This is a genomic window from Singulisphaera chitinilytica (genome assembly GCF_049331405.1).
Classification (GTDB): Bacteria; Planctomycetota; Planctomycetia; order Isosphaerales; family Isosphaeraceae; genus PoT.
Window position 1 is genome coordinate 5833056 of the sequence record NZ_CP186274.1, and the last position, 22285, is coordinate 5855340.

Sequence of the window (22285 nt, forward strand, 5' to 3'; positions counted from 1 at the left end):
CGCTCAAAGCAGGAATGGGAGAGCCTGACATGCCGGAGAATCCGAACTACACCCCGGGCTATTCGCGGAACGCCGTGCAGTTCATGGCCAGGCGCACGGTCGACACGCACGCCCGGTTCTTCACCCACCTGCTCCGCCCCGGGATGAGCGTGCTCGACTGCGGCTGCGGGCCCGGCAGCATCACGAGGGGCCTGGCGGAGGTCGTCGCGCCCGGCGAGGTCGTCGGCCTGGATGCCGGGCCAAGCCAGGTGGAGACGGCCAGGCGCGACAACCAGGGGGTCGCCAACCTCCGATTCGAGGTGGTCGAGGGGCAGAAGATCCCCTTCCCCGACGCCAGCTTCGACGCCGTCTTCGCCCATGCCCTCCTAGAGCACGTCCCAGACGCCGGCGCGACGGTCCGGGAGTTCTCCCGCGTCCTCAGACCGGGCGGCGTGATCGGGCTCCGCAGCCCCGACTGGGGCGGCTTCGTCCTCGGCCCGCCCGACCCCGCCGTCGAGAAGGCTCTGACCTTCTACGAGCAACTTCAGAAGGCCAACGGCGGGGATACACAGGTCGGCCGCAAGCTCGGGCTTCTGCTTGAGCTCGCCGGCCTCCAGGGCATCGAGATGGATGCCGAGTACGAGTGCTACGCCGACCGTTCCCTGATCGTCGACTACCTCGCCCTCCGGCTCGAGGAGGCCGGGCTCGACGACGGGACGATCGACGCGTTCCGACGCTGGTCGCGAGTGCCGGGGGGCCTCTTCGCCCAGACCTGGGTCAGCGCGACGGCCCGAAAGGGCTCGACGGCCCACTGACGACACCACTTTATCGCTGAGAAAACAAGCCGGCCGGCTTAGGCATCCCCCGATGGATCACGTCCTCGGAGTTGCCGACGATGGCCGGTGCGTGATCGCTGGCGAAGGCGCCTCGGGCCAGACAATCGCGAGAATCAACGTTTCCCAGGCCTCTCGTTCAACTGTTGCGAGCCGAAAACACGATATATCCGTCAAGAACACAACAAACGCGAATACGTCGGTATCACGATTTCGGAGCGGCTCGTCGATGTCGAAGCTCGGTCTTCCCCCGCTAATCCTCCTCATCGCGATCGCATCCGCCGAATACACATCGTCTCAGGAGCCGGACCCTTCGCCCCCGCGGCCGGCAAATCCGGCCGGCGCGGCCGCCGGCTCGTCGGAGCCGCCGCGCCTCGGAGCCACCCATTCCAACAGCCCCGGCGGCGAGGCAGCCAGGCGGACCGTCGGCCCCATCTCCGGCGGCCCCTTCAACGAGCCCGCCCGGCGAATCCGAGGAGAGCGGGGCTCGTCGAGGGCTCGGGGGCCTCGTGCCGCTGCCCATCCCCTCGGGCCGTTCGGCCCCTCCCGGTTCGCCCTCGAGGTTGGGCCGCCCTCGCCCCGGTGGCATGTTCGATCCGGGGGCGACCGGCCCGGGGATCAGCCAGCGGGAGCAGAACTTCCTGGACGGGGCGCTCGACCCCGACACCGGCTGGCCCTTCGTCTTCCTCGACCACTTCACCCCGAGGCCGGAACGGGTCGAGCGATTCTGGGTCGTGGACACCCGCGAATGCCCCCAGGAGATGGGGACCGACCCCTGGCCCCGGCTACGGGTCCGACACTTCGACGCCCAGGGTGACCTGGTCGAAACCGACCCGGCGATCATGTTCTCCCAGGCCGCGGGATCGCCGGTCCTGATCCAGGTGCAGGGGAGCCTGACGACGCCCGATATCGCGCTCGGGGGCCTGCTCTGGACCCACAGTTGGCTCGAACGCCACCGGGCGATCCTCCCCGGCACCGTGGTCATCGCGTTCGATTGGCCGAGCCAGCGGGTCTATCCCAATGACATGCGCGACATCAACGAGAAAGGCCGACGGGCGTATATCGCCGGCTATCACCTCGCGCGTTTCGTCCAGGCGTTCCCGCCCCAGAGCCGGATCTGCCTGCTGGGCCAGAGCTATGGCGGGCGTGTCGTCCCCTCGGCGGTCCACTTACTGGGAGGCGGCCGGTTGAACAGCCAGGACCACGACCCGGAGGTCGGCCTCCCGACGCTGCGCCCGGACCTCTTCATCCATGCGGTGGTCCTGGCCGGCGCCAGCGACCACACCTGGCTCAACCCCTGCGCCAGGCTCGATCGAGCGTTGCTCGGCTGCCAGGCGTTCCTGAACCTGTACAACCGACGGGACGAGGCCCTCCGCTTCTATCCTTTGCTCAGGCGGAGCGACCACCACCACGCCCTGGGAAAGGTCGGGCTCACCAACCACGACCTGGGGAAACTCGGCCCGATGGCCGCCCGCTACTCCGAGCACGACCTCCACGAACTGCTCGGCAGCGAACACAGCCTCCTGGATGCCGTGGCCAACCCGCAAGTCGCCAGGTGGATCGCCCCCTATGTCTGGGCGCCCGACCCCGGCCCTTCCGAACCCTGGGACAACACGGAGCGTCGGCTCGACTCGCGAGGGAATCGCCTCCTCCGAGGGGCCTTCCGCTGGCGAGGCTCGAGCAACTGAGCGAATCGCCGGCGAGCGAGAAGGCCGCGACGGGCCCGGCAATCCCGGTCCCGCGCGGCCCTCATGAAGATCAACAATTCAAAATAAACTGTTCACACTCGAATCACTTGATCTCATCGAGCGGGATCGGGCCGAAGACGGGGACGGCCATGTCGAGGGCGTCGGTCAGGTTGCAGTAGGGGTTCAGCCCGTGGCCGTACCAGAGGAACGCCTTCTCGGGGAGGTCGCCGACCAGCTTGAGCTCGACGGTGTCGTTGGACTTGCCGACGCCGGCGTCGAAGATGATCGGGATCTCGGTCCCGTCCTCCTTGCGGATCGAGAAGCCGGCGATATGCCTCGCGGGCTGGAGCCCCTTCAGGCCGCCGTTGGACGCGGGCAAACCAGCCCCCGGATTCGCCACGTTACCCCGAATCCTCCCGCCCTGCGGGTTCAGCCCCGCGGGGGTGCCCGGGGCGCGGTTGACCCCCTTGAACTTGAGGACGAGGGTGTGGTCGGCCCGCTTGCTCACGCGGTCGAGCGTGGGGGTGGTGGCGCCCACGTCGTTGAAGAGCTCGCGCTGGGCGATGAGGGAGAGCCTCTGGCCGAGGCGCTTCAGGCCGGGGGTCCCGACGTGGATCAGGTCGTCGAGTTCGAGATCGATCGCCGCGACGACGGCCGTGTTCGGCACGCGGTCGGGCAGCAGGCGCTGGGCATCCTGCACGGCGTTCCAGCCCTTCGGATCCGACGTGTGGACGAAGCGGCCGATCTGCACGAAGTAGAAGGGCAGTTCGGGCTGGCCGAGATCCTTGCGAAGGGCGGCGATGAAGTCGGCGAAGACCTTGGGGTAGATCTTATACGCGTCCCCCATGGCGTCCGACTCCCCCTGATACCAGAGGACGCCGCGGACCTTGCCGCCGGCGAGTTCGAGCTGACGGAACATCGAGCCGTAGAGGCTGTTCCCCCCCTCACCTTTCTTGGCCGGATCCCACTGAGCCATGCTCGTGCCGCCGTGGGCGGTGATCACCAGGCCGATGGGGATGCCCGTCTTGGCCGCCAGGCTCGCGGCGAAAGGCAGGCCCAGGCCGGCCCCCTTGACGCGGGTCTTGTGCTGGGCCTCGGAGCGGGCCGCGCGGTCCTTCGGGTCGCCGGAGTGCACTGGGTCGGGGGAGTCGACCAGCCAGTGGAGCGGCTCCTCGGCCTTGACCCACTTGCCGTCCATCCCCAGGGCGAAGACCCGATCGGACGGGGGCGTCACGTCGGTCAGGTTCCCGACCCCTTCCATGTTCGACTGTCCCGCCAGGACCCAGAGGTCGCCGACGTAGACCGACGGGATCTGGATGACTCCCCCAGTGATCCCCGGATGAGGGGCATTCGGGTCCGCTACGACGACGGTGATCGTATACGGGCCACCGGCCGGGACCTTGAGCAACTTGCCGTCGCGATAGGCCACGTTTATCTGAGTGTTTTGCCCACTCAGGGTAACGCTACGCACCGTTTCAGAAGTCCCCTCCGCATCCACCACGATGGGGATGTCGGCGAAACCATCCTCATTGCGCTGAAAGACCTGCATCGCCACGGGTGATTTGACGGTGACCGGCTTGGGCTTCGCCTCCTCTTTCTTCTCCTCGTGCGCCCCCTCAGCCTTGGTCGGCGCCAATCCCTCAGTCGCCTTGGCCGGCTCCTGGGCCTGCACCGCAAGGGCCGGGGCCAGCATCAGGCCGAGGGCCATCAGGAGACGGGACGCCAGCATGCCTCGCATCAACGAAATGAGCATTGCGGATTGATCCTCGAGTGTTCCAACGATCCGCCGATCTTTTGCGGCGAGTGGGAGCGGATCCTGCACGACCAGGGATCCCCACCTTACCTTGGCGGTCGCTCGGTTCGAACGAGGTCCCGGCCCCGATCCTCGCGATCGCCGGGACGACCCGGCGGGGCGAGACGGGACCACGGCCCGAGCCGAGGGCTTGCGCACGGACCTCAGGCGATTTCGCGGCCGACGACCACGATGTGCTGGCCTCGGGGGACGGGGGCCACCCAGGCCTGCGCCAGGACCACCCCGTCGACGCCCGCGGCGGCCGGCCAGGGCTCCATGTCGATGTGGTCGAAGTCGTGGAGGTAGCCGACGACATCCCCTTTGCGCACCCGGGTGCCGCACTCGACGATCGGCTCGTAATGGCCGTCGAAGGGGGCGACGACGAAGCAGGCGCGATCGACCATCTCAAGCTTGCGCTGAGTGCCGTCGCGATGGTGGTCGATCGGCTCGATCGTCCCGCGCAGCAGGTCATTGTGGATCGCGGCAGCGAGCACCCCCTGCCGCCCATAGCGGACGCCGTCGACGTTCACGGCCTTGCCCCAGCCGAGCTCCGTCCCCACGGTGATCTTGCCCAGGCGCTCGGCCTCGCTCGGAAGGAGGCCCGGGGTCACATTCTGGTAGACCATCAGGCAAGGTGTCCCGAACCAGCGGGCCGTCTCCTCGATCTTGCGGGCGAGTTCGGGCTCGTCGACGTGGTGGTAGTTCGCGCAGATCGCGAAGCGGGCGACCTCGCCTCCGGAGTGGAGGTCGAGCACAATGTGCACCCTCGGCCAGATCAACTGGCGCACGAAGGCGGCGACCCGGTGCGTGATCCCCGCCAGCGACGGCGTGACCCCGGCCCCGTCGACGAACGCGCGGTTCAGGTTGACCCCGTCGTCGAGGCGGCTCTCGCGCGTCCCCGAGCGGAAGGCCGACGGGTTCAAGACCGGGATGAAGATGATCCGGCCCCGGACGTCCTCCAGCTTGATCTCGCGGAGGAGCTTCTTCAGGGCCACGGGGCCTTCGTATTCGTTCCCGTGGTTGGAGCCGAACGCCACGAGCCCCTTGTCGGGCGCGGCCTCGGGCCCCACCCAGACCGTCAGCGGGAGGAGATGATCGCCCCAGATGCTGTCGTGCTCGAGCGCCACCCAGTAGTCGCGACGGCCGGGGGAATCGAGGTCGAGATCCTGGGGACGGGCCACAACTCGGTTCATATCAGCACATCTCTCGCCTGATCGGCAAGGCCGCGTCGACCAGGGCGTCGATCCGCCCGAACGCGCGGGCAGAGCCGATCCCGGTCGCACCCGGTGGGGGAAACGTGCCACCCGGTCGTCGCGAAGCCCCACCTTGTGAATTTTCGCGGATTGTAGGGGATCGGCGAGGTGTTGTCCACAACCCGCCGTCCGCCTAGCGGTTTCGCTCGCAGGGCCGGCAGCGAGACGACTTTGACATCCAGGGGTCGTCGTCATCCATCAGTAAGTCGAATCATGCTTCGGCGTGATGTCGCGAGGGGCTCGGCCCGATAATGATCGCCGAGGTGGGGAGGTCAGGCAAGGAGGCGGCCCCTCCGGGGATCCGGAGGAGCCTCGGGAAGGTGGGCGTCTGAGGTTTACTTGAGGGCGGTCTTGAGGTCGAACTGGAGGCCGGTATCCCCCTTCGCGGAGACCTCGTGGTTCAGGGGAGTCGACGTGGCGTCGCCGTAGGGCCACGCCTTCTCGGCCTTCTTGCCCCCCGGGCCGCCACGCGCCGCGTCCAGGGCCATGCCCGCCATGTAGGGGCTCTTGGTGATGTCGTCCGGCAGCGCGCCGGCCTTGCTGCTCCCGCCGCCCGACCTGGGCTGGCCGACGACGACCTTGTAGCTCCCCGGCGCGAGGCCCGGGCGATTGCGGTACTTGGCGGAGAACGAGCCCCCCGAGCCGCTGACGTCGCCCCCGTCGGTCGCCGGCTTGTTCGAGATCGACGGGATGAATGTCACCGTCGCCCCCTCCAGCGGCTTGCCGTCGAGCATGACCGTCCCCGAGACGGGCACCAGCACGAACGAATCTTCCTCGTTGCCACCGCAACCCGCGACCAACAGCAGGCAGGAGAAGGCCGCGATCCAACGGCTATTCATGTTCGAAAGCTCTCGCATGTTGGCTGTCGATCCTTTTGGGAAGGTATCGCGAGCCCCACACCGCCCGCGACGGGGCCGACGCGAGGGCTCGCGGCCGGGAGACGCGACGCACTCAGTAGGAGTCGGAGCTCAGGATCTCGCCCCCCTTGATGGTCGCGAGCGCCCACCAGGTGGTCGTGCTGATCGAATTCTTGATGAAGCGGACACTCCCGTCGGCCATCGCCACGTTGATCCCGCCGGGGTGGTAGCTGGAGAAGACCCAGGCGTAAGGGAGCCCCTTCGGGTTGCAGGCCATGATGTTGCCCGGGCAGTCGCGGTCGCCCCACGAGGCGTTGGGCAGGTAGTAGCGGGCGTCCGTGCTGCTCGGGTAGATCACGCGCCCGTGTGTCGACGTGTGCGTGCCCGAACCCCAGTAGGGGCCGAAGACGTCATAGATGTTGATCTGGCGAGACTCGCCGATCAGCAGCGTGTTGCTCGTGCCGTCGCGGAAGTCGCTGATCGAGGTCGAGATGTCGTTGAAGAAGGCCCCCTGGTAGGCCGAGTCCGGCGTGTAGCCGCAATCATAATCCGTATACACCGACGTGGATAGAAGATAATTGCTGCGCCTGGCGTTGTTGCGCGAGTAGGCCGAGCTGGGCGTCGTGGGGTCGGCCGTCACGGTGACCGGAGCCTGGTCCGACGGGCAGGCAAAGGTGGCGACGAGCGTGCCGACGACTGTGGAGTTCGACATCGCGTCGCCGACGACCTTGATGTTCATGCCGCCGCCGCCGCCCCAGGCCGAATCGCTCGAGGCCTGGCTGAAGTTGTAGGCGTTGTACAGGGCGGTCTGCTCCAGGAAGCCCAGGATCATCGTGAAGCCGGTGGTGTTCAAGACGAACCCCTTGCCGCCGTTGGAGGTACCGGAGCAACTGCCCGAGAAGATCTTCGCGGGGGGGAAGGCGCCATTGGTGCCGACGTAGTTGTGCATCGCCAGCCCCATCTGCTTGAGGTTGTTCGTGCACTGGGACCGTCGCGCGGCCTCGCGGGCGGCCTGCACCGCGGGGAGCAAGAGCGCAATCAATACGGCGATGATGGCGATGACGACGAGGAGCTCGATCAGGGTGAAACCCCGTGGCGATCGATTTCGCATCCAGATGACTCCGTCAGTACAGAACGAGGAAGATTGGGAGAATCGCGAGGCGCAGCGTGACACGAGCGGTCACACCGTCGCGATGACCGGGATAGAGCTTCCGGCGAGGAGATCAGGGAGGATCGCCTTGCGGCGACTGTGGCCCTTCTGGTCACGAGACCCGGGGAGGGGTCGGGGAGAGGTTGAAGACCAGTGGAGCCAGCATCTTTTCAGGATAAATATCTTTCGGGACGCACCAGGGTCTCTGCGACCAGGCCGCCCGAATCGATCCAGAAACATCCTCTCAACCACGAGAAGTCGGATGACCTCGAGATGCGATTGAGCGAATCAAAACCTTCGTATTATCGGTTGACGATCGATCCGGCTCTCGTCCGGGCGTGAATACCCCTACAACCGGGATCGACGGCCAAGTTGATTTGCCTCCTCTCGAAGATGAAGCCGAGGACTCGTATCTTCGACGATTTGCCCGATGTAACTGCGTTCGAAGCACCTCGAAGGCGAATCCGATTCTATACAGAGTTCGGAGTGATTTCTATGAGATTTTCATAGACTCTATCAAATCCCCATGGCGTGAAAATGATCGCACCGCAAGAAGTTTGCACGGCACCACTTCTGCCAATCCCGAGAAGCAAGCTGTGATCATTTTCTGAGTACACGGGACTCAAAAAATGAGATCAGATGCCTCCAAGGGGTGGGAATTCCGCTCATGGATGCGGCCTTCTCGCATGTCGAATCGAGGCAGGGATTGCGATCCGATCGTCGGGTGGTCGGGAGTAACGAATCATCGCCATCCCTCTCACCCTCCCAGGCTTTCCCGTCTTCCATCCACATTTCGAGGAAGCGTCGGACTCCGCGATCTTTAGGCCGGCGTGAATTGCTCGGGGTGGGAATTGGTACCCTCAGGTAGGTTAAGCGACAAACGCTCGAAGCCTGGTCCTTCCCGGCAGGTTGATTTTAAGAATCATGCCCCCGTTGCTCACAGCCGGGATGACTTTACCATCAAGAGATTTTGCTGTTTTCTTCATTCATATCGTCCCGCGACGACTCAATCGTTGGCCCACACTTTTATAATTTCACTCAGATATTCACTTGAGGAAATTCATGTGATCTGGAACCGGGCGTGGGTTCGAGGCAATGCCAACCTCCGACGCGATCCGCATTCGCCACGTCACCGGATCACTTTGCGCAGACGCTCCCGCATGCCCAAGGGGCCACGCAAACGCGGCCCCGGACATCATCAACAAACAATGATTTGATTCAATTTGCTTGAGAAATCGAGGATGGAGTCGGATCGTGGCCCGCCCGGCTCTCTCCTCCGCGGAGAGGCGTCAGTGGCTCGCGGCCCCGACGAGCTTGGCGTCGGCGCCGGCGGAATGGGCGCCTTGATCGACGACCGAGAAGTCGGCCGGCTGGGGGGTGTCGGGGAGGCTGGAGGGGTCGGTCATGAACTTCAAGGGGGGAGGAGCGGGATCGTCCTCGGCGCCGAGGCTCGACCAGGAGGCGAGGTCGATCGGGCCGTCGGGGAGTTCCTTGCCGGGCTCGGTCCTCGAGGTCACCACCCAGGACTTGCCCCGGACGTCGTACTGGTTGCCCTTGCCCGTCCAGAGCAGGGCCTTGTTGTCGAGCAGCGTGCCGGGGGCCGAAGGCTCCCAGGCCAGGAGGCAGGTCTCGGCAAGGACCGCCGAGTTCTTGATGCCGACCTTGAGGGGAGACTGCGCCGAGAACCCGACGAGGTCGAGGAACCCCTTGCCCTGGAAGGTGCAATGATCCAGGGTCAGGCTCCTCGGGTTCTTGCCCGAGCCCGACATCATCCGCACGCGGACACCCCAGCCGCTCGGAGTGCCGCCGGGCTTGCCGTGGATGAACATGCTCTGTGCGATCGACGCGGGCGAACCGCCGATCGAGGCGACGTCGAGCGCCGTGTCGAAGCCCTGGAAGAGGCAGCCGTTCACGACGACCCTCCCCCCCTCGACGACGACGGCGCGACTGCCGGCGACGGCGCCCGTCGCCCGAAAGACGCAGCGATCGAGCCGGACATGCCCCGGGGCCTCGATGATCGGCGCGGGGGCCTTGGCCTCGCTGCCGTAGTGGGCGACGATCGTCACCCCTTCGATCGTGATCGGCGTCTCCGCACCGGGGGTGATGAAGGCATCCGACCCCTTGAGGTCGAGCTCCAGGACCGGATTCGCCCCCTTGGCGGCGCGGATGTAGAGCGGCCCGCCCGAGATCCGGAGCGCCGCGGCCGGACCCGAGAGTCGGATCGGCTCTTTGTTGTTGAGCAGGACGTGCCCCTTGCTGCCGATCGCGCGCTGCATGGCGCTCTTGAAGTCGGGCTCGACGGCCACGGTGCCGTCGGGGGCCTTGACGGCGATGGGCTCTCCCTTGGGGACCTCGGGGGCCGCCTTGGTCGGGGTCGCCGGCGGGGTGACGATCGCCACCTTCTTCTCTGGGGTCTCGGACGCCCCTTCTTTCGACTCGGGAGGGGCCACCTTGGCCACGACCGGCTCGGCCTTCGTCTTGGGCGTGGTCTTGCCGCCCTGTCCCCCGCCGAGGATGCCCGAAGCGTAAAGGCCTCCCGCCACGGCGATCAGCAGGACGGCCGCGGCCACCCCGAGGATCGGGCGCAGGTCGGCTTTGGAGCCTGATTTCTTCTTCGGTGTCGCGGCGGGGACAGTCTCGGCGGGGGCGGCAGACGGGGTCGGAACTGCGACGGCCGCCGGGCCCTTGGGAGCGGGCTTCGGCTTGCTGGAACCTCCCGACAACGCCGGCGCGGGCCCGAGGTCGAGCCCGAGGTTGAAGCCCGCGGAATCGGCTGCGGGCGCATCGGCCCCGCCGATCTTCGAGAAATCCGGCAGGGGCTCGGCCGGCGGCTTCGGGGCCTTCGGCTTCGCGGGCGCCGGGGGAGTCGGCGTGGGAGTCGCGGCGGCAGGGGTCGGCTCGGGGGCGGCTTTCGGCTTCGGCGGCTCCGCGAGCTTCCTGGGCGGAGCCGGCTCCGCGGCGAAGTTGAGGCCGAGATCCAGGCCGAGCGGCTCGTCGGCAGGCACATCGGCCCCGCCGATCCTGGAGAAGTCGGGCAAGGGTTCGGCCGGAGGCTTCGGGGCTTTGGGCTTCGCGGGCGGCGGGGTCGCCGCGGCGGCATGCGTCGGTTCGGCCCTGGGCTTCGGCGGCTCCGAGTGCTTCTTGACGGGCGGCGGCTGGGGCGGAGTCGGCTCGGGGCCGAAGTTCAGGCCGAGGTCGAAGCCGGCAGGCTCGTCGGCGGGGGTGGCCTCGCCGATCTTCGAGAAGTCGGGCAAGGGCTCCGAGGCCGGCTTCGGGGCGGGGCTCGGCGGCTTGGGCTTCGCCGCCGGAGTCGACGCGGCCGGCGCGGGGGCGGCGGCCGGTGGGGGCAGCGGTTCGGGCGAGGGTCGAGCCTTCGCGGGCTCCGGAGCCCTGGGCGGCCGGGCGGGGGCGGCGGGAGCCGTGGGCTCGGGGCCGAAGTTCAGGCCGAGGTCGATCCCCTCGGGTTCGGCGGCCTCGCCGATCCTGGCGAAGTCGGGCAAGGGGTCCGAGGCCGGTGGCTTCGGGGCCCTGGGCTTCGTCTCAGGGACCGGGGCAGGTTCGGGTTCGGGGGCCTTCGCCTTCGCGGGCTCTGGGGCCTTCGCCCTCGGCCGTGGCGTTTCCTCGGTCGGCGCGGGTTTGGACTTCGAGGTCGGGGACTCGCCGAGGTCGATCGACAGGCCGAGGCCGGAGAAGTCCTCGGCCTGGGGCTTCGGCTCCTCGCCGATCTTCGAGAAGTCGGGGAAGTCGCCGAGGGGCGACGGGGCCTGCCGGCTCGCGGGGGCCGGGGACGACTCTCGCGGGCGCTTGGCCTGCGGCGGAGTCTCGAACTTCGGCGACGGCTCCGGGGTCGACCTGACGGCCCCGGCCCCGGGGGGCGTTTGCGGCGGGGCGGGCGGCGTCGAGGGGGGCTCCGGGTTCAGGTTCAGGTTGAGGAACGCGAAAACCCCGGAGGGGGGCGTCTTATCCGTCTCGGCGATCATCGCCAGTTCCGGGGGCAGGCCGGAAGCTGGCGGAGTTGGCGGCTCGTCGGCCGAGGCCACGGGCATGATCGACGGGTTGGGGACGTATGCGGGCTGGGCGGGGGCGATCTGCGTCCTCGACGAGAGGACGGGGGTCTCGCGCGTGTCCTGGCCGGGGTTGGCGACGGGCGTCCCCTCCTGGAACGACGATGGTTGCTCGCCCGTGAACGGCTCGAGCTCCTGCGCCACGTCCAGCGGGGTCCCGTAGCGGTCCTCGGGCTGCTTGGCCATCATCTTGCGGACGATGTCGCCGAGCGCCTTGGGGACGGCCGGCGCGATCGATTCGACCGCCTCGGGCTCGACCGCCTGGTGGCCGAAGAGCTTCTCGGGCAGGCTCGGGCTCGGGAAGGGGACCTGGCCGGCGAGGATGTGGTAGAAGGTGCAGCCCAGCGAATAGATGTCGCTGCGCGTGTCGACCGAGCGCGAATGCCTCGCCTGCTCTGGCGAGACGTAGTCGAACGTCCCCACGGTGGCGCCGTCGCGGGTGACCTGCTCTTCCTCGGCCAGGTCGATGGCGAGGCCGAGGTCCGTCAGCTTGGCCGTCCCGTCGCGCGTGACCAGGATGTTGAACGGGTTGACGTCGCGGTGGATCAGCCCCTTCTGCTGGGCGTGCTCGAGCCCGAGCGCCACCTGGCGGACCAGCCTCGCGGCGGTGCTCGGTGGCATCGGGCCGTCCTCGGCGACGATCGTCCCGAGGTTCTTGCCCTCGATGAACTCCATCACGAGGTAGCACTTGCCGTTCGATTCCCCCTCGTCGTAGATCCGGACGAGGTTCTCGTGCTGGAGCTGGGCGCCGACCCTCGCCTCGCGCTGGAAGCGCGCGATGGCCCGCGGGTTATTGACGCGCTCGGGCGAGAGGATCTTGATGGCGACCCGCCGGTTCAGCCTCGAATCCTTGGCGAGGTAGACCCGGCCCATCCCCCCCTGCCCGATCATCTCGAGCAGGACGTAGCGGTCGATCTTGAAGCCGGACGACCTCCCCGCCAGGAGCTGCTGCGCCTGCCAGAGCGTGAGCAGCTTCGCCTGGACGGCTTGCCTGGCCAGCCGGCGGTCGAGCTGATCGGCCACGCGCTTCTCGGGAGGAAGCGCCTCGAAGCAGGCCGTCAGCCCCTCGAGGCTGATCAGGCCGCTCTGGAGCGACGCTTGCCAGAACCGTGACGCCTGCGGATCCACCATAAGCGAGCTTCCTCGAGGCCCGGCGCCAAGCGTCCGGTCGGATGCGTTGCGATCAAGGCGAAGTCGATGTCAATGGACCGATCGAGAAACGGAAGGGCAAGGTCATCGCCCACTCTAACACGCGCGTCGAGCGCCCAACAACCCCCTCAACTCATTGAGGGCAAACCATGTTAGGAAGACGGCAGCCGAGCCCCTGGCGGCCTCGCCGGGGACGACGACCTTCTTAGGAGTCGATTCCAAAAACGTCGATACGTCGACCTACCCCTAGTGAGGATTCTAGCTCCGGTTTCGACAGCCCGGTCGGGCCGATGCCGATGACTTGCGTTGCCCGGCAGAGGGTTTTGGGCGACAATTCCCCCTCAGGATGAGGGTCGATCATCGAGGCCAAGCAGGGAGGAGCCGAGGCGTGCCTTACTTCGTCGTCGCCAAGATCCTGGAACCGATCGAGCCCGCCGAGCGTTGCGACCGCTATGAAGACCCGCTCGAGGCCGTCCTCGAGGGCAAGGGGCTCGGATCCGTCAGCGGCGGCGGGACCCAGTACTCCCTCGAGTACGAGATCGAGCACGTGGATCTCGACGTGGAGCTGACCGTCGAGGCCGAGGGGCTCGACGAGGCCCTGCACGTGATCAAGACCGTCCTGGAGATGGGCGGGGCCCCCGTCGGCTCGGAGCTCCGCTACGAGAAGGACGGCCGGGAGGCCGTGATCCCCTTCGGCACGAACGAAGGGCTCGCCATCTACCTCGACGGCCTGGACCTGCCCCCGGAGGTCTACGAGAACTCGGGCATCAACGCCCTCGCGGACGAGATCAATGCGGCCCTCGAGCCCGACCTCGGCTCGATCCGAGGCTCTTGGGCCGGCCCCACCGAGACGGCCGTCTACGTCTACGGGACGGATGCCAAGGCTATTTACGCGAAGCTCGACGCCCTACTCCATTGGTATCCGCTCTGCCAGAACGCCCGGGTCGTCTTCCCCTACCAGCATCCGACCAAGGAGCCTCGGGCCGTGCGGATCCCTAGATTCGAGCCATGAGCCCTTCGCGGGGCTCGGGCATCGCGGACGAGATCGGCAGGTCGATGACGACGCGAAGGCCGGGCGAGGCGTTCTGGGCGGAGACCCGCCCCTGATGCAGCTCGATCGCCCGCCTGGCGATGGAGAGGCCCAGGCCGACCCCGCCGCTCGAACGGCTCCGATCCGTCCCCACGCGGAAGAAGGGGTCGAAGATCGACTCCAGGGCGGCCTCGGGGACGCCGGGGCCGTAGTCGCGGATCGAGACCCGGGCGACCCCGCCTTCGTGGGTGAGGTCGAGCTCGATGAGGGTCTCGTCGGGCGCGTGCCGGATGGCGTTGCGGAGGACGTTCTCGAGGGCCCGATGCAAGAGCTCGCGGTCGCCGACGAGCGCGGCGGCGTCGTTCATGCGGAGGGCGATCCGGCAGCCCTTGGCCTCGGCCTCGACCGAGGCGTCGTCCACGAGCGATCGCAGCATCTCGTCGAGCCGGACCTCCTCGTGATGCCTCGAGGACGGATCCCCTTCGGCGCAGGTCAGCTCGAGCAGCTCGTTGACGAGCCGGGAGAGGCGCTCGAAATCCTTCTTCACGCGGTCGAGCGCGAGGTCGCGGTCGTCCCCCATCCTCGCCAGCTCGAGGTTGAAGCCGACCCTAGCCAGCGGCGACCGAAGCTCGTGCGAGACGTCCTGGAGGAGCCTGCGCTCGGCGTTGAGGAGGGTCTGGATCTGGCCGGCCATCTCGTCGAAGGCCCTGGAGAGCTCGCCGAACTCGTCCTGCCGGGTCGAACCGGTGCGGACGTCCAGATCCCCCTTCCCGAACCGGGCCACGACCAGGCGCAGGCTCCGCAAGGGGGCCGCGAAGTGCACGGCCAGCATGTAGCCGAGCAGGGCGATCACCAGCACCACCGCCGCGTAGTATGGCAGGATGCCGCGAGGATCGAACCGGCCATGCGTGATCCGGATCAAAAGATAGTAGCGCCCCTTGCGCAGGGGATGGCCAATGAGTACCCGGCCGCGATCGGGCCGGGGGGGCTTCGGGTGGATGTCGGCCTGCTTCAGGAGATCCGACCGGTCGTGGCCGTCGACCAGGTCGCGCCCCTCGGCGTCGACCAGGTAGTGTTCGGCGTTGTAGTAGAGGTTGAGGCGCACGAGGAACGGGCCGAGGCGCTCCTTACCCCCTTCCTCGTAGGCGCGGAGGACCTCGTCGTCCATCCAGGCGATCGTGCGGTGGAAGAAGTCGCCGGGCCCGGGGCGCCGCCCGTCCATGTAGAACGAGACCGCGCCGAAGGCGACCAGCGAGAAGGCGATCGTGACGACCGACCAGAGCAGGATTTTGACGTAGATCGACCTCATGCTAGGAATCCCCGCCCCCGCCCCCGCCCTCGTCCGGGTCGATGCGGAAGAGGTAGCCCGCCCCCCTCACCGTGGCGATGAGGCCGCCACTCTGGCCGAGCTTCTTGCGCAGGTTGCAGACGTGCATGTCGATCGCCCGATCGGTGGGGGAAGCCCGGCGGTGATAGAGCGCGGCCGTCAGCTCGTCCCGGGTCACGATCCGGCCGGCGGATCGGATCAGGAGCTCGAGGATGTCGAACTCGATCGAGGTGACGGTGGCGGGCATGCCGTCGCAGCGAACCTCGCGGGCCGAGGGGACGAGCCTGATCCCGTTGACGTCGAAGACCTCGACCGTCTTGGGGACCTGCGACGTCCTCCGCAGCACGGCACGGATCCTGGCGAGGAGCTCCTCGGGGCCGAACGGCTTGGGCAGGTAGTCGTCGGCGCCGGCGTCGAGCCCGGCGACCCGGTCGACCTGTCGGGTCCTCGCCGTCAGCATGATGATCGGGACCTGGCTCTGCCGGCGCGCCAGCCTGAGCAGCTCGAACCCGTCCAGGCCGGGCATCATGACGTCGAGCAGCACGAGGTCGTGCTCGCCGCTCAGGGTCCTCGCCAGGCCCCGGCGGCCGTCGTCCACGGTCTCGAGCTTGATCTGCCGCCGCGCGAAGTATTCGCGCATCGCCGTGCAGAGCTCGGTGTCGTCATCGACCAGCAGGATCGAGAGCGAGGGGGCGGCCGTCGAGGTCGCCGACTCGCCCGAGTTCATGACGTTTTCCATTGGTCGCACGCCCAAGGGGAAGACATGGATACGGATGAGGGCACCCCGACTCTTCCTCGTCTGCCGATCTCTTCGAGCTTAACGGGCCCCGGGCCGGGTGCCAACCGGATCGGCGCCCCTTGAGGTCAGACCTCCACGGCGACCCCCGCCGGCTCCTGCTTCTTCTTGCGGGCGATCGTCGGCCCGAAGAGCCAGACCAGCGGAGTATGCCGCACGAGGGCCTCGTAGAGCAGGAGCGCGGCCCCCGCGCTCAGGGTTGTGACGAGCAACGGCTGCATCCACCAGTTGAGCTTGAGCGGACGCACCAGGGCCAGGCCGATGAGGACCAGGGGCTGGTGGATCAGGTAGACCCACAGAGCCGTGTCGGCCAGGTAGCGCCAGGTCCGGCTCGGCCAGTCGAGGTAGCGGAGGAAGACGCCCAGGAAGGCGAAGGCGGTCAGGGACGAGCCCAGGCAGTAGATGGCATAGGCCCCGACCCGGATGAGCCCGTAGTTGGGGGCGGCCGGGGTCCTCGCGTACCTGGTGCTGAGGACGGTGGCCACCGCGAACGCGACCAGGCCGAGCAGCAGGTCGAGCAGCCAGGTCTGCGCGAGGCTCGGCAGGACCTCACGCTCCCGATGCAGGAGCCACCCCGCCAGGAAATAGACGAAGTAGAAGGCCATGTCCCAGTCGAAGTGCAGCAGGAAGTCGGGGAACCCCCGGAAGATGGCAGGCGCCAGGCCGAGGTACCACCCGAACGGGCTCGAGGTCATCAGGAGCGCGGGCGTCCCCAGCAAGGCCAGGGCGAACGGGGCCAGGCCCCATCGCGTGAGCGTCCGGATCCGGGCGTCGGCTGAGCCCCTCGAGAAGACGAGCGAGAATCCGTTCGCGACCCAGGGGCCGACGGTGGCGAAGACCAGGAGGTACCAGAGGAACCAGAGGTGGTGGAGCTCGAAGTAACGCGCCGAGGAGCCGAAGACCTTGCCGGCCAGGGCGTTCTCGCCCCCGCCGAATGGCCCGGGCGGGCCCCCGGGCCGGAACCCGCCCGGCCCCGGTCGGGGTCCGCGCCCGGGGGGGCCGCCCAGTTCCCTGGTGGCTTCCTCCCACTCCTGATCGCTGAGCTCGCCGTCGTGGTTCTTGTCGAACGGCTCGAGCGGGGGGGGCACGATCCCCTGGGGCGGACGCGTCATCGCCTGCATGCCGGGGGGCATCCCGGGAGGAGGGCCCCCGGGACCCGGCGCCCGCATCGAGCCGGGGCCGGGCCCGGGGCCTCCCCCACGCGAGGTCAGATCTCGCGTGAGGATGTAGAGCGGGCAGAACGTGAACATCCCCACGAGCAAGGGGACGCCGATCCGAGCCCACCTGCGCCGGAAGTAGTTGCGCATGCCGTACTTGTCGAGCATCATCCGGCAAAAGAAGCCGGAGATCAGGAAGAAGAGGGGCATCCGGAAGCTGTGCAGCCAGTCGCCGACCAGCCGCGAAGGGTCGGGGCCGCCCCCGCCTCCGGGACCGCCGGGGCCGCCCCCGGGAGGGCCCCCGCCGGCGAAGCCCGCGAAGAGGATCGAGTGGTAGAAGACCCCCAGGAGCATCGCCGTGGCGCGTGCGCTGTCGAGGGCGTGGAACCGATTCGAGGCGACGGGCACGGCATCGAAGGCCGAGGCACTTGGGACTTCAGCAGATCGGTTCGCCGACAAGTTGGGCCTCCTTCCGCTCGCTGACGGGAATCGACTCGAGCTGACCCTGAGCCTGGGGACGTGCCGCGATCACCACACTCCGCGTCGGGGGCGTGACGACGGGGGCCATGTTCAGGAGATCGGCCAGGACGTAGAGCGGGCGGCCCTTCGACTCCTCGTAGATCCTCGCCACGTAGTCGCCCACGAGCCCGACCGCCGTCAGGGTCGCGCCCGAGAAGAGGATCTGGAGGCAGACGATCGAGCTCCAGCCCCGCACCGTCGTCCGCAGCACGAAGGTCTCGTACAGGACGTAGATCGAGTAGGCGACCCCGACCATCGTCATCAGGAAGCCCGCGAAGAGGCTCAGCTTCAGCGGGAGCGCCGAGAAGGACGAGATGGCCGTCCAGGCGAACTTCATCATCTTCCAGGCGGGGTACTTGGTCGTGCCGGCGATGCGAGCCGGGCGCCGGAAGGGGACGATCGCCTCCTTCAGGCCGAGCCAGGCGACCAGGCCCCGGAGGAACCGATGCTGCTCGCGGAAGCCCCGGAGCGCGGCCACGGCCCCCCTGCTGAAGAGGCGGAAGTCGCCGACCTGGGCCTGGAGCCGCTCGTCGACCGCGCGCTTCATCAGGCCGTAGAAGAGGGCGGCGGTGCCTCGCTTGAACAGCCCTTCCCCCTCGCGCCCCACGCGCTGGGCGGAGACGACGTCATAGCCTTGCTCGTAGAGCGAGACCATCTGCGGGAGGAGTTCGGGCGGATCCTGGAGGTCGGCGTCCATGACGACCACGGCGTCTCCCGAGGCGAAGTCGAGCCCCGCGGTGATCGCCGCCTGGTGGCCGAAGTTGCGGCTGAAGCCGAGCACCTTGACCCGAGGGTCGGACGCGGCGAGGTCGGACAGGATCCGGGCGGAGCCGTCGCGGCTGCCGTCGTTCACGAAGACGATCTCGTGGTCGCACCCCATCGCGTCCAGGACCGATCGGAGTGCCTTGAGGAGGCTCGGGAGGGCCTCCTCCTCGTTGTAGATCGGGATCACCAGGGAGAGCAGCATCGCACCGACTCCTCGAAGGCCATGTCCAGTTCCGGGACCTTTGTCGACACGCGACATCAAGGGGCCGACTGGGAGGCGATCCCCAGCTCCGGCCGGCAGTCGTAGAGCTGCGTCATCCCTCTCATCCTGCGGAAGAATCCACGCGCCGAGGCCCCGGCGTCATCCTTCTTGGCCTCATCCGTTACTTTTGTCTTGGTGTCCTTGTCGGCGTCGTCCTTGCGAGGCTCCTCGGGTTCCTCGAGCCTCCAGAGCTTGGCATCGACGGCCTTGCCATTCTTGCGCACCCATTCGATGATCTCGCCATTGCCCATGCCTCGACCCGGCCCGCCGGGGCCTCCGATGCCGGGGCCACCAGGGCCACCGCCGGGGCCGCCGGGTCCTCCGGGACCACCTGGGCCTCCGCCGCCGGGGCCGGGGCCGCCGAGCATGAAGAACCGGAGCCGGCCGTCCTTCACTCTGGCGACGAACTCATCCTTCGTGAGCGCCGGGTCCATACCCATGAATCCGCCGATGGAGACGGCCGTCTCGCCTTCGGCGATGATCCCGGAGACTTCCATGCTCCCAGGCGCGGCCACCAGGATCTCCTCGCCGTGCCGGTTCGCCACGAGGAAGTCCACGAGCTTCTTGGTCGCCTTCGGGTTCGAGCCGAACGGCCCTCCCGGACCGCCGGGGCCACCTGGACCGCCCGGAGGACCGCCGGGGCCACCCGGGCCACCCGGGAACGGGAATGGGTTCGGCTGCGGGTCGCTCCGGCTCCCCACGAGGGAGGGGCCGGCCGTGGGCATGACGGGGTTCCCCTTGGCGAGGACGGTGGTGATCGACCAGGCGGTCGGGCTGATCAGGATCGTGGCGAGCCCGACCCCCGCGGCCAGCTCCGCCCAGGCGAGCGAGCGCCGCCAGGAGGCCAGCCGACGCGAGCCGAGGAGCCCCACGACGCTCAGGGCGATGCCCGTCGCCAGGATCGGCAGGAGCCAACGCTTCCAGTCCGGATAGTGCCGGATGATCGCCGCCTGCACGAGCGCCGTGGCGATCAGGGTGGCGGGGAGCAGGAGGGAACGCCAGCCCCCGAGGCGAGACTCCTTCCACAAGGCGACGGTCCCGATGCCGACCATCGCGGCGATCGCGGGGCCCATCACCGTGGTGTAATACTCATGAAAGATCCCTTGCGCGAAGCTGAAGACGACCCAGTGGGTGGCGAACCAGCCGGCCCAGATCCAGATCGCCAGGCCTTCCGCCCCGATCGGGATCGCCCGCCTCTGGCGGAGTGCGGCGGCCAGGGTGCCGATGATCGCCAGCGGGATGAGCCAGATGATCAGCCCCGACATCTCCCGCGTCGTGAACCGCAGGAACCCGGGAGGACCGCCGAAGCCGGGAGGGCCTCCGCGTCGCCCGCCAAACCCCCTGCCCCCGGGACCATCGGGAGGACCGCCGGGACTATCGGGACCGCCGGTAGGCGGCGTAGCGGCCCCAACCCCAGGGGGTTCGGGATCGTCCGCCTTGGCGAGGGCGGTCGGCTCGGTCTTGCTCGGGTCGTCCTTGGCCTTCGCCTTCGCGTCGCCCGCGCCGTCGGGCCCGGGGAAACCGCCGGGGCCACCAGGACCGCCGGGGCCGGGGAAGCCACCGCCCATGCCGAGGACGCGGGCGAGGCCGTTGTAGCCGAGGGCGAGGCCGAGCGCCGAGTTATTCGTAGACCCGCCGATGTAGGGGCGTTTGGATTTCGGGGTCAGCTCGACGGCGATCGGCCAGGAGAGGGAAACGGCCACGAGGACGGCCGTCGCCGAGGCGAGATGGATGAACTTGGTACGCCAGGTCGTGGGGGACGCGAGCAGATAGCCCGCATAGAAGGTGGGCAGGACCACGAACGCGGCGAGCATCTTGATGTTGAAGCCGATCCCGACGAGCGCGGCGGCCAGCAGGAGCCGCCCCAAGCGGCCGGTCTCCGCCGCAGAGCTCAACGCCCAGGTCGCCAGGAGCAGGACCAGCACGAGCGCCGTGTCGGGCAGGTTGTCGCGGTCGATCGCCACGCAGATCGGCGTGACGGCCAGCACCAGCGCGGCCAGCAAGCCGGCCCCCGCGCCGAAGACGCGGCGGACCAGGTGGTAGATCAGGGCGACCGAGGCCACGCCCATCAGGGCCTGCGGCATCAAGAGGCTCAGCGAGTTGTAGCCGAAGATCCTGGCGCTCAGGGCCTGGATCCAGAGGGCCACCGGCGGCTTGTCGACGGTCACGATGCCGAGCGGGTCGAGCGAGCCGAAGAAGAAGTTGCTCCAGCTCGCGAGCATGCTCCGGACGGTCGCCGCATAGTACAGGTTGCCGAGCCCGTTCTGGTCGAGCCGCCAGAGGCGGAGCCAGGCGGCGAGGGCGAGCACCGCTCCCAGCACGAGCTTCTCCCGTCGCCACTCCGCCGCCGGACTCACCCCCGGCTCGATCGCGACCGACGTGTCGGCCGCCTCCGCTGAAACGACGTCGAGCATCAGCCCCTAGCCTCCCGCCCAAAAAGTCACTTGCCCCGGAGACGCCTCAGGGGGTCGCGACGCCCGTGCCGACGCAGCATCGAGCCAGCACGGACGTCGCGTGGACCACCCCAACCGACTCCCGGATTGTAAACGGGGCGGTTCGATGTCAGCGCAAAGGACTGTCAATGGGCGAGGTGGAGGGGCCGTCAAGTGTGGCGGGACAGCGGGGGGAGGGGAAACTAAGGATAATCCGAAAATTTATAGATCCAAGGACATGAAAAAATCAAACCTATGATGAAACAACAATTCCGTACTTCAACTCACCCCTGGCAGATCCGCAGGCGGCTCACGGTTGATACGCGAGCCACCCACGAAGAGCGCCGTTACTTGCGGATATCCCAGACTTCATGCAGGGTCTCGAAGCCGACGGGGTCGTGCTTCTTCAGCTCGGCGCGGACGAACGGGTAGAAGTCGTTCGTGCCGAAATAGGCCTCGGAGGCCTCGGCGAAGTACTCTTGCTCATTCGAGAGCGCGTAGGCGCGATCCATCCTGCCGTTGCATCGGAGCACCGACTCATAACCCTTCGAGGCGACGGCCTTGTGGAAGGCATCCTGGACGCCGCGATGGTGGAACCCGAGCACCTGGTCGTGGTAGGCATGGCTCAGTTCGTGGAGGATCATGGACGGCTGGTCGTGCGACCATTGCACGAAGTTCTCGGCGTTGCCGATCTCGACCCCCTTGGCCTTGTCCGGGTTGTACCCGTTCTCGATCAGCCACTCGCGATTCGGATGATACTCCGCGCAGGGGGCATGGCCGTCGTCGACGCCGAGCCAGATCGGGACCTTCACCAGCGACGCCAGCGCGGCGGGCGGGACGCTGCGGCGGATCTCGAACAGCTTGTTCTCCAGGAGTCGGAGCGCCCTGTCTCCCAGCTCCTTCCGGCCCCCCAGCAAATCCTTGTTAACGTAAACAACCCAGCCCTCCACCGACTTCTTGACGTAGTGATCCGTCGGCACGAATGGCTTCCTGGCCTCCGGCTTCTTCTCCGGATTCTCCTGGCCCAAGGCGTGGCACTCCGCGGCGAAGGCCATCGCGAGCAGCATGATCAGCGCGTGTTTCATCGTCCTGGGGAATCCAACCGGGGTGTCGAGTCCAAGGCCGCCCGAGGGCACGCCTACGCGGGCCGATTCATTCTACGGCTCCTGACGCCGCAGGGAATGAGGACCCGGGCCGAATCGACGGGTCATCAATCGAGTGGTTGGCGATGG

At 67.8% G+C, this 22285-nt stretch carries 14 protein-coding genes; 3 read left to right on the forward strand and 11 right to left on the reverse strand.

Annotated elements, in window-relative coordinates; all coding sequences use genetic code 11:
* Nucleotides 1-29 precede the first annotated feature (29 nt).
* A complete protein-coding gene (locus tag ACOYYX_RS23165; protein ID WP_422924128.1) occupies nucleotides 30-794 on the forward strand; it encodes a methyltransferase domain-containing protein in 765 nt (254 codons plus the stop codon).
* Nucleotides 795-1321: 527 nt separating this feature from the next.
* Entirely contained in the window at nucleotides 1322-2500 is a 1179-nt protein-coding gene (locus tag ACOYYX_RS23170; RefSeq protein ID WP_422924130.1) for a hypothetical protein, read from the forward strand.
* Between the two features lie 103 nt (nucleotides 2501-2603).
* Here ACOYYX_RS23170 and ACOYYX_RS23175 read toward each other — a convergent pair whose 3' ends face one another.
* The 5 genes from ACOYYX_RS23175 to ACOYYX_RS23195 form a co-directional block, all read right to left on the reverse strand.
* The gene (locus tag ACOYYX_RS23175; protein ID WP_422924132.1) at nucleotides 2604-4253 is read right to left on the reverse strand and encodes a sialate O-acetylesterase; all 1650 of its coding nucleotides are present in this window, start codon (nucleotides 4251-4253) and stop codon (nucleotides 2604-2606) included.
* 203 nt (nucleotides 4254-4456) lie between these two features.
* Nucleotides 4457-5485 carry a succinylglutamate desuccinylase gene (locus ACOYYX_RS23180; protein WP_422924134.1) on the reverse strand — a complete coding sequence of 343 codons (1029 nt, stop codon included), beginning with the start codon at nucleotides 5483-5485 and terminating at the stop codon, nucleotides 4457-4459.
* Between the two features lie 395 nt (nucleotides 5486-5880).
* Nucleotides 5881-6402: a carboxypeptidase regulatory-like domain-containing protein gene (locus tag ACOYYX_RS23185; protein WP_422924135.1), complete on the reverse strand. Its 522-nt coding sequence runs from the start codon at nucleotides 6400-6402 to the stop codon at nucleotides 5881-5883.
* Between the two features lie 94 nt (nucleotides 6403-6496).
* A complete protein-coding gene (locus ACOYYX_RS23190; protein ID WP_422924137.1) occupies nucleotides 6497-7513 on the reverse strand; it encodes a DUF1559 domain-containing protein in 1017 nt (338 codons plus the stop codon).
* A gap of 1328 nt (nucleotides 7514-8841) precedes the next feature.
* On the reverse strand, nucleotides 8842-12747 hold the full coding sequence (locus ACOYYX_RS23195; protein ID WP_422924139.1) for a protein kinase domain-containing protein: 3906 nt from the start codon (nucleotides 12745-12747) through the stop codon (nucleotides 8842-8844).
* 406 nt (nucleotides 12748-13153) lie between these two features.
* On the opposite strand from ACOYYX_RS23195, the gene ACOYYX_RS23200 reads away from it, so the two are divergent.
* The gene (locus tag ACOYYX_RS23200) at nucleotides 13154-13777 is read left to right on the forward strand and encodes a hypothetical protein (protein ID WP_422924141.1); all 624 of its coding nucleotides are present in this window, start codon (nucleotides 13154-13156) and stop codon (nucleotides 13775-13777) included.
* Here the strand turns inward: ACOYYX_RS23200 and ACOYYX_RS23205 are convergent.
* The 6 genes from ACOYYX_RS23205 to ACOYYX_RS23230 all read right to left on the reverse strand — a co-directional run bounded on the left by ACOYYX_RS23205 (nucleotide 13761) and on the right by ACOYYX_RS23230 (nucleotide 22138).
* Nucleotides 13761-15104 carry a sensor histidine kinase gene (locus ACOYYX_RS23205; protein WP_422924143.1) on the reverse strand — a complete coding sequence of 448 codons (1344 nt, stop codon included), beginning with the start codon at nucleotides 15102-15104 and terminating at the stop codon, nucleotides 13761-13763. The two genes, ACOYYX_RS23200 and ACOYYX_RS23205, sit on opposite strands and share 17 nt — an antisense overlap.
* A 1-nt stretch (nucleotide 15105) precedes the next feature.
* Nucleotides 15106-15861, reverse strand: a complete 756-nt coding sequence (locus ACOYYX_RS23210; RefSeq protein WP_422924145.1) for a response regulator transcription factor — start codon at nucleotides 15859-15861, stop codon at nucleotides 15106-15108.
* Nucleotides 15862-15986: 125 nt separating this feature from the next.
* Nucleotides 15987-17534 (reverse strand): acyltransferase family protein, encoded by a 1548-nt coding sequence (locus ACOYYX_RS23215; RefSeq protein ID WP_422924147.1) that lies wholly within the window; start codon nucleotides 17532-17534, stop codon nucleotides 15987-15989.
* Complete coding sequence (locus tag ACOYYX_RS23220) at nucleotides 17512-18561, reverse strand: glycosyltransferase family 2 protein (protein ID WP_422924149.1); 1050 nt, start codon at nucleotides 18559-18561, stop codon at nucleotides 17512-17514. Before ACOYYX_RS23220 ends, ACOYYX_RS23215 begins: the two co-directional genes overlap by 23 nt.
* Nucleotides 18562-18617: 56 nt before the next feature.
* A complete protein-coding gene (locus ACOYYX_RS23225; protein ID WP_422924151.1) occupies nucleotides 18618-21035 on the reverse strand; it encodes an ArnT family glycosyltransferase in 2418 nt (805 codons plus the stop codon).
* Between the two features lie 365 nt (nucleotides 21036-21400).
* Nucleotides 21401-22138, reverse strand: a complete 738-nt coding sequence (locus ACOYYX_RS23230) for a hypothetical protein (protein WP_422924153.1) — start codon at nucleotides 22136-22138, stop codon at nucleotides 21401-21403.
* Between the last annotated feature and the right edge of the window lie 147 nt (nucleotides 22139-22285).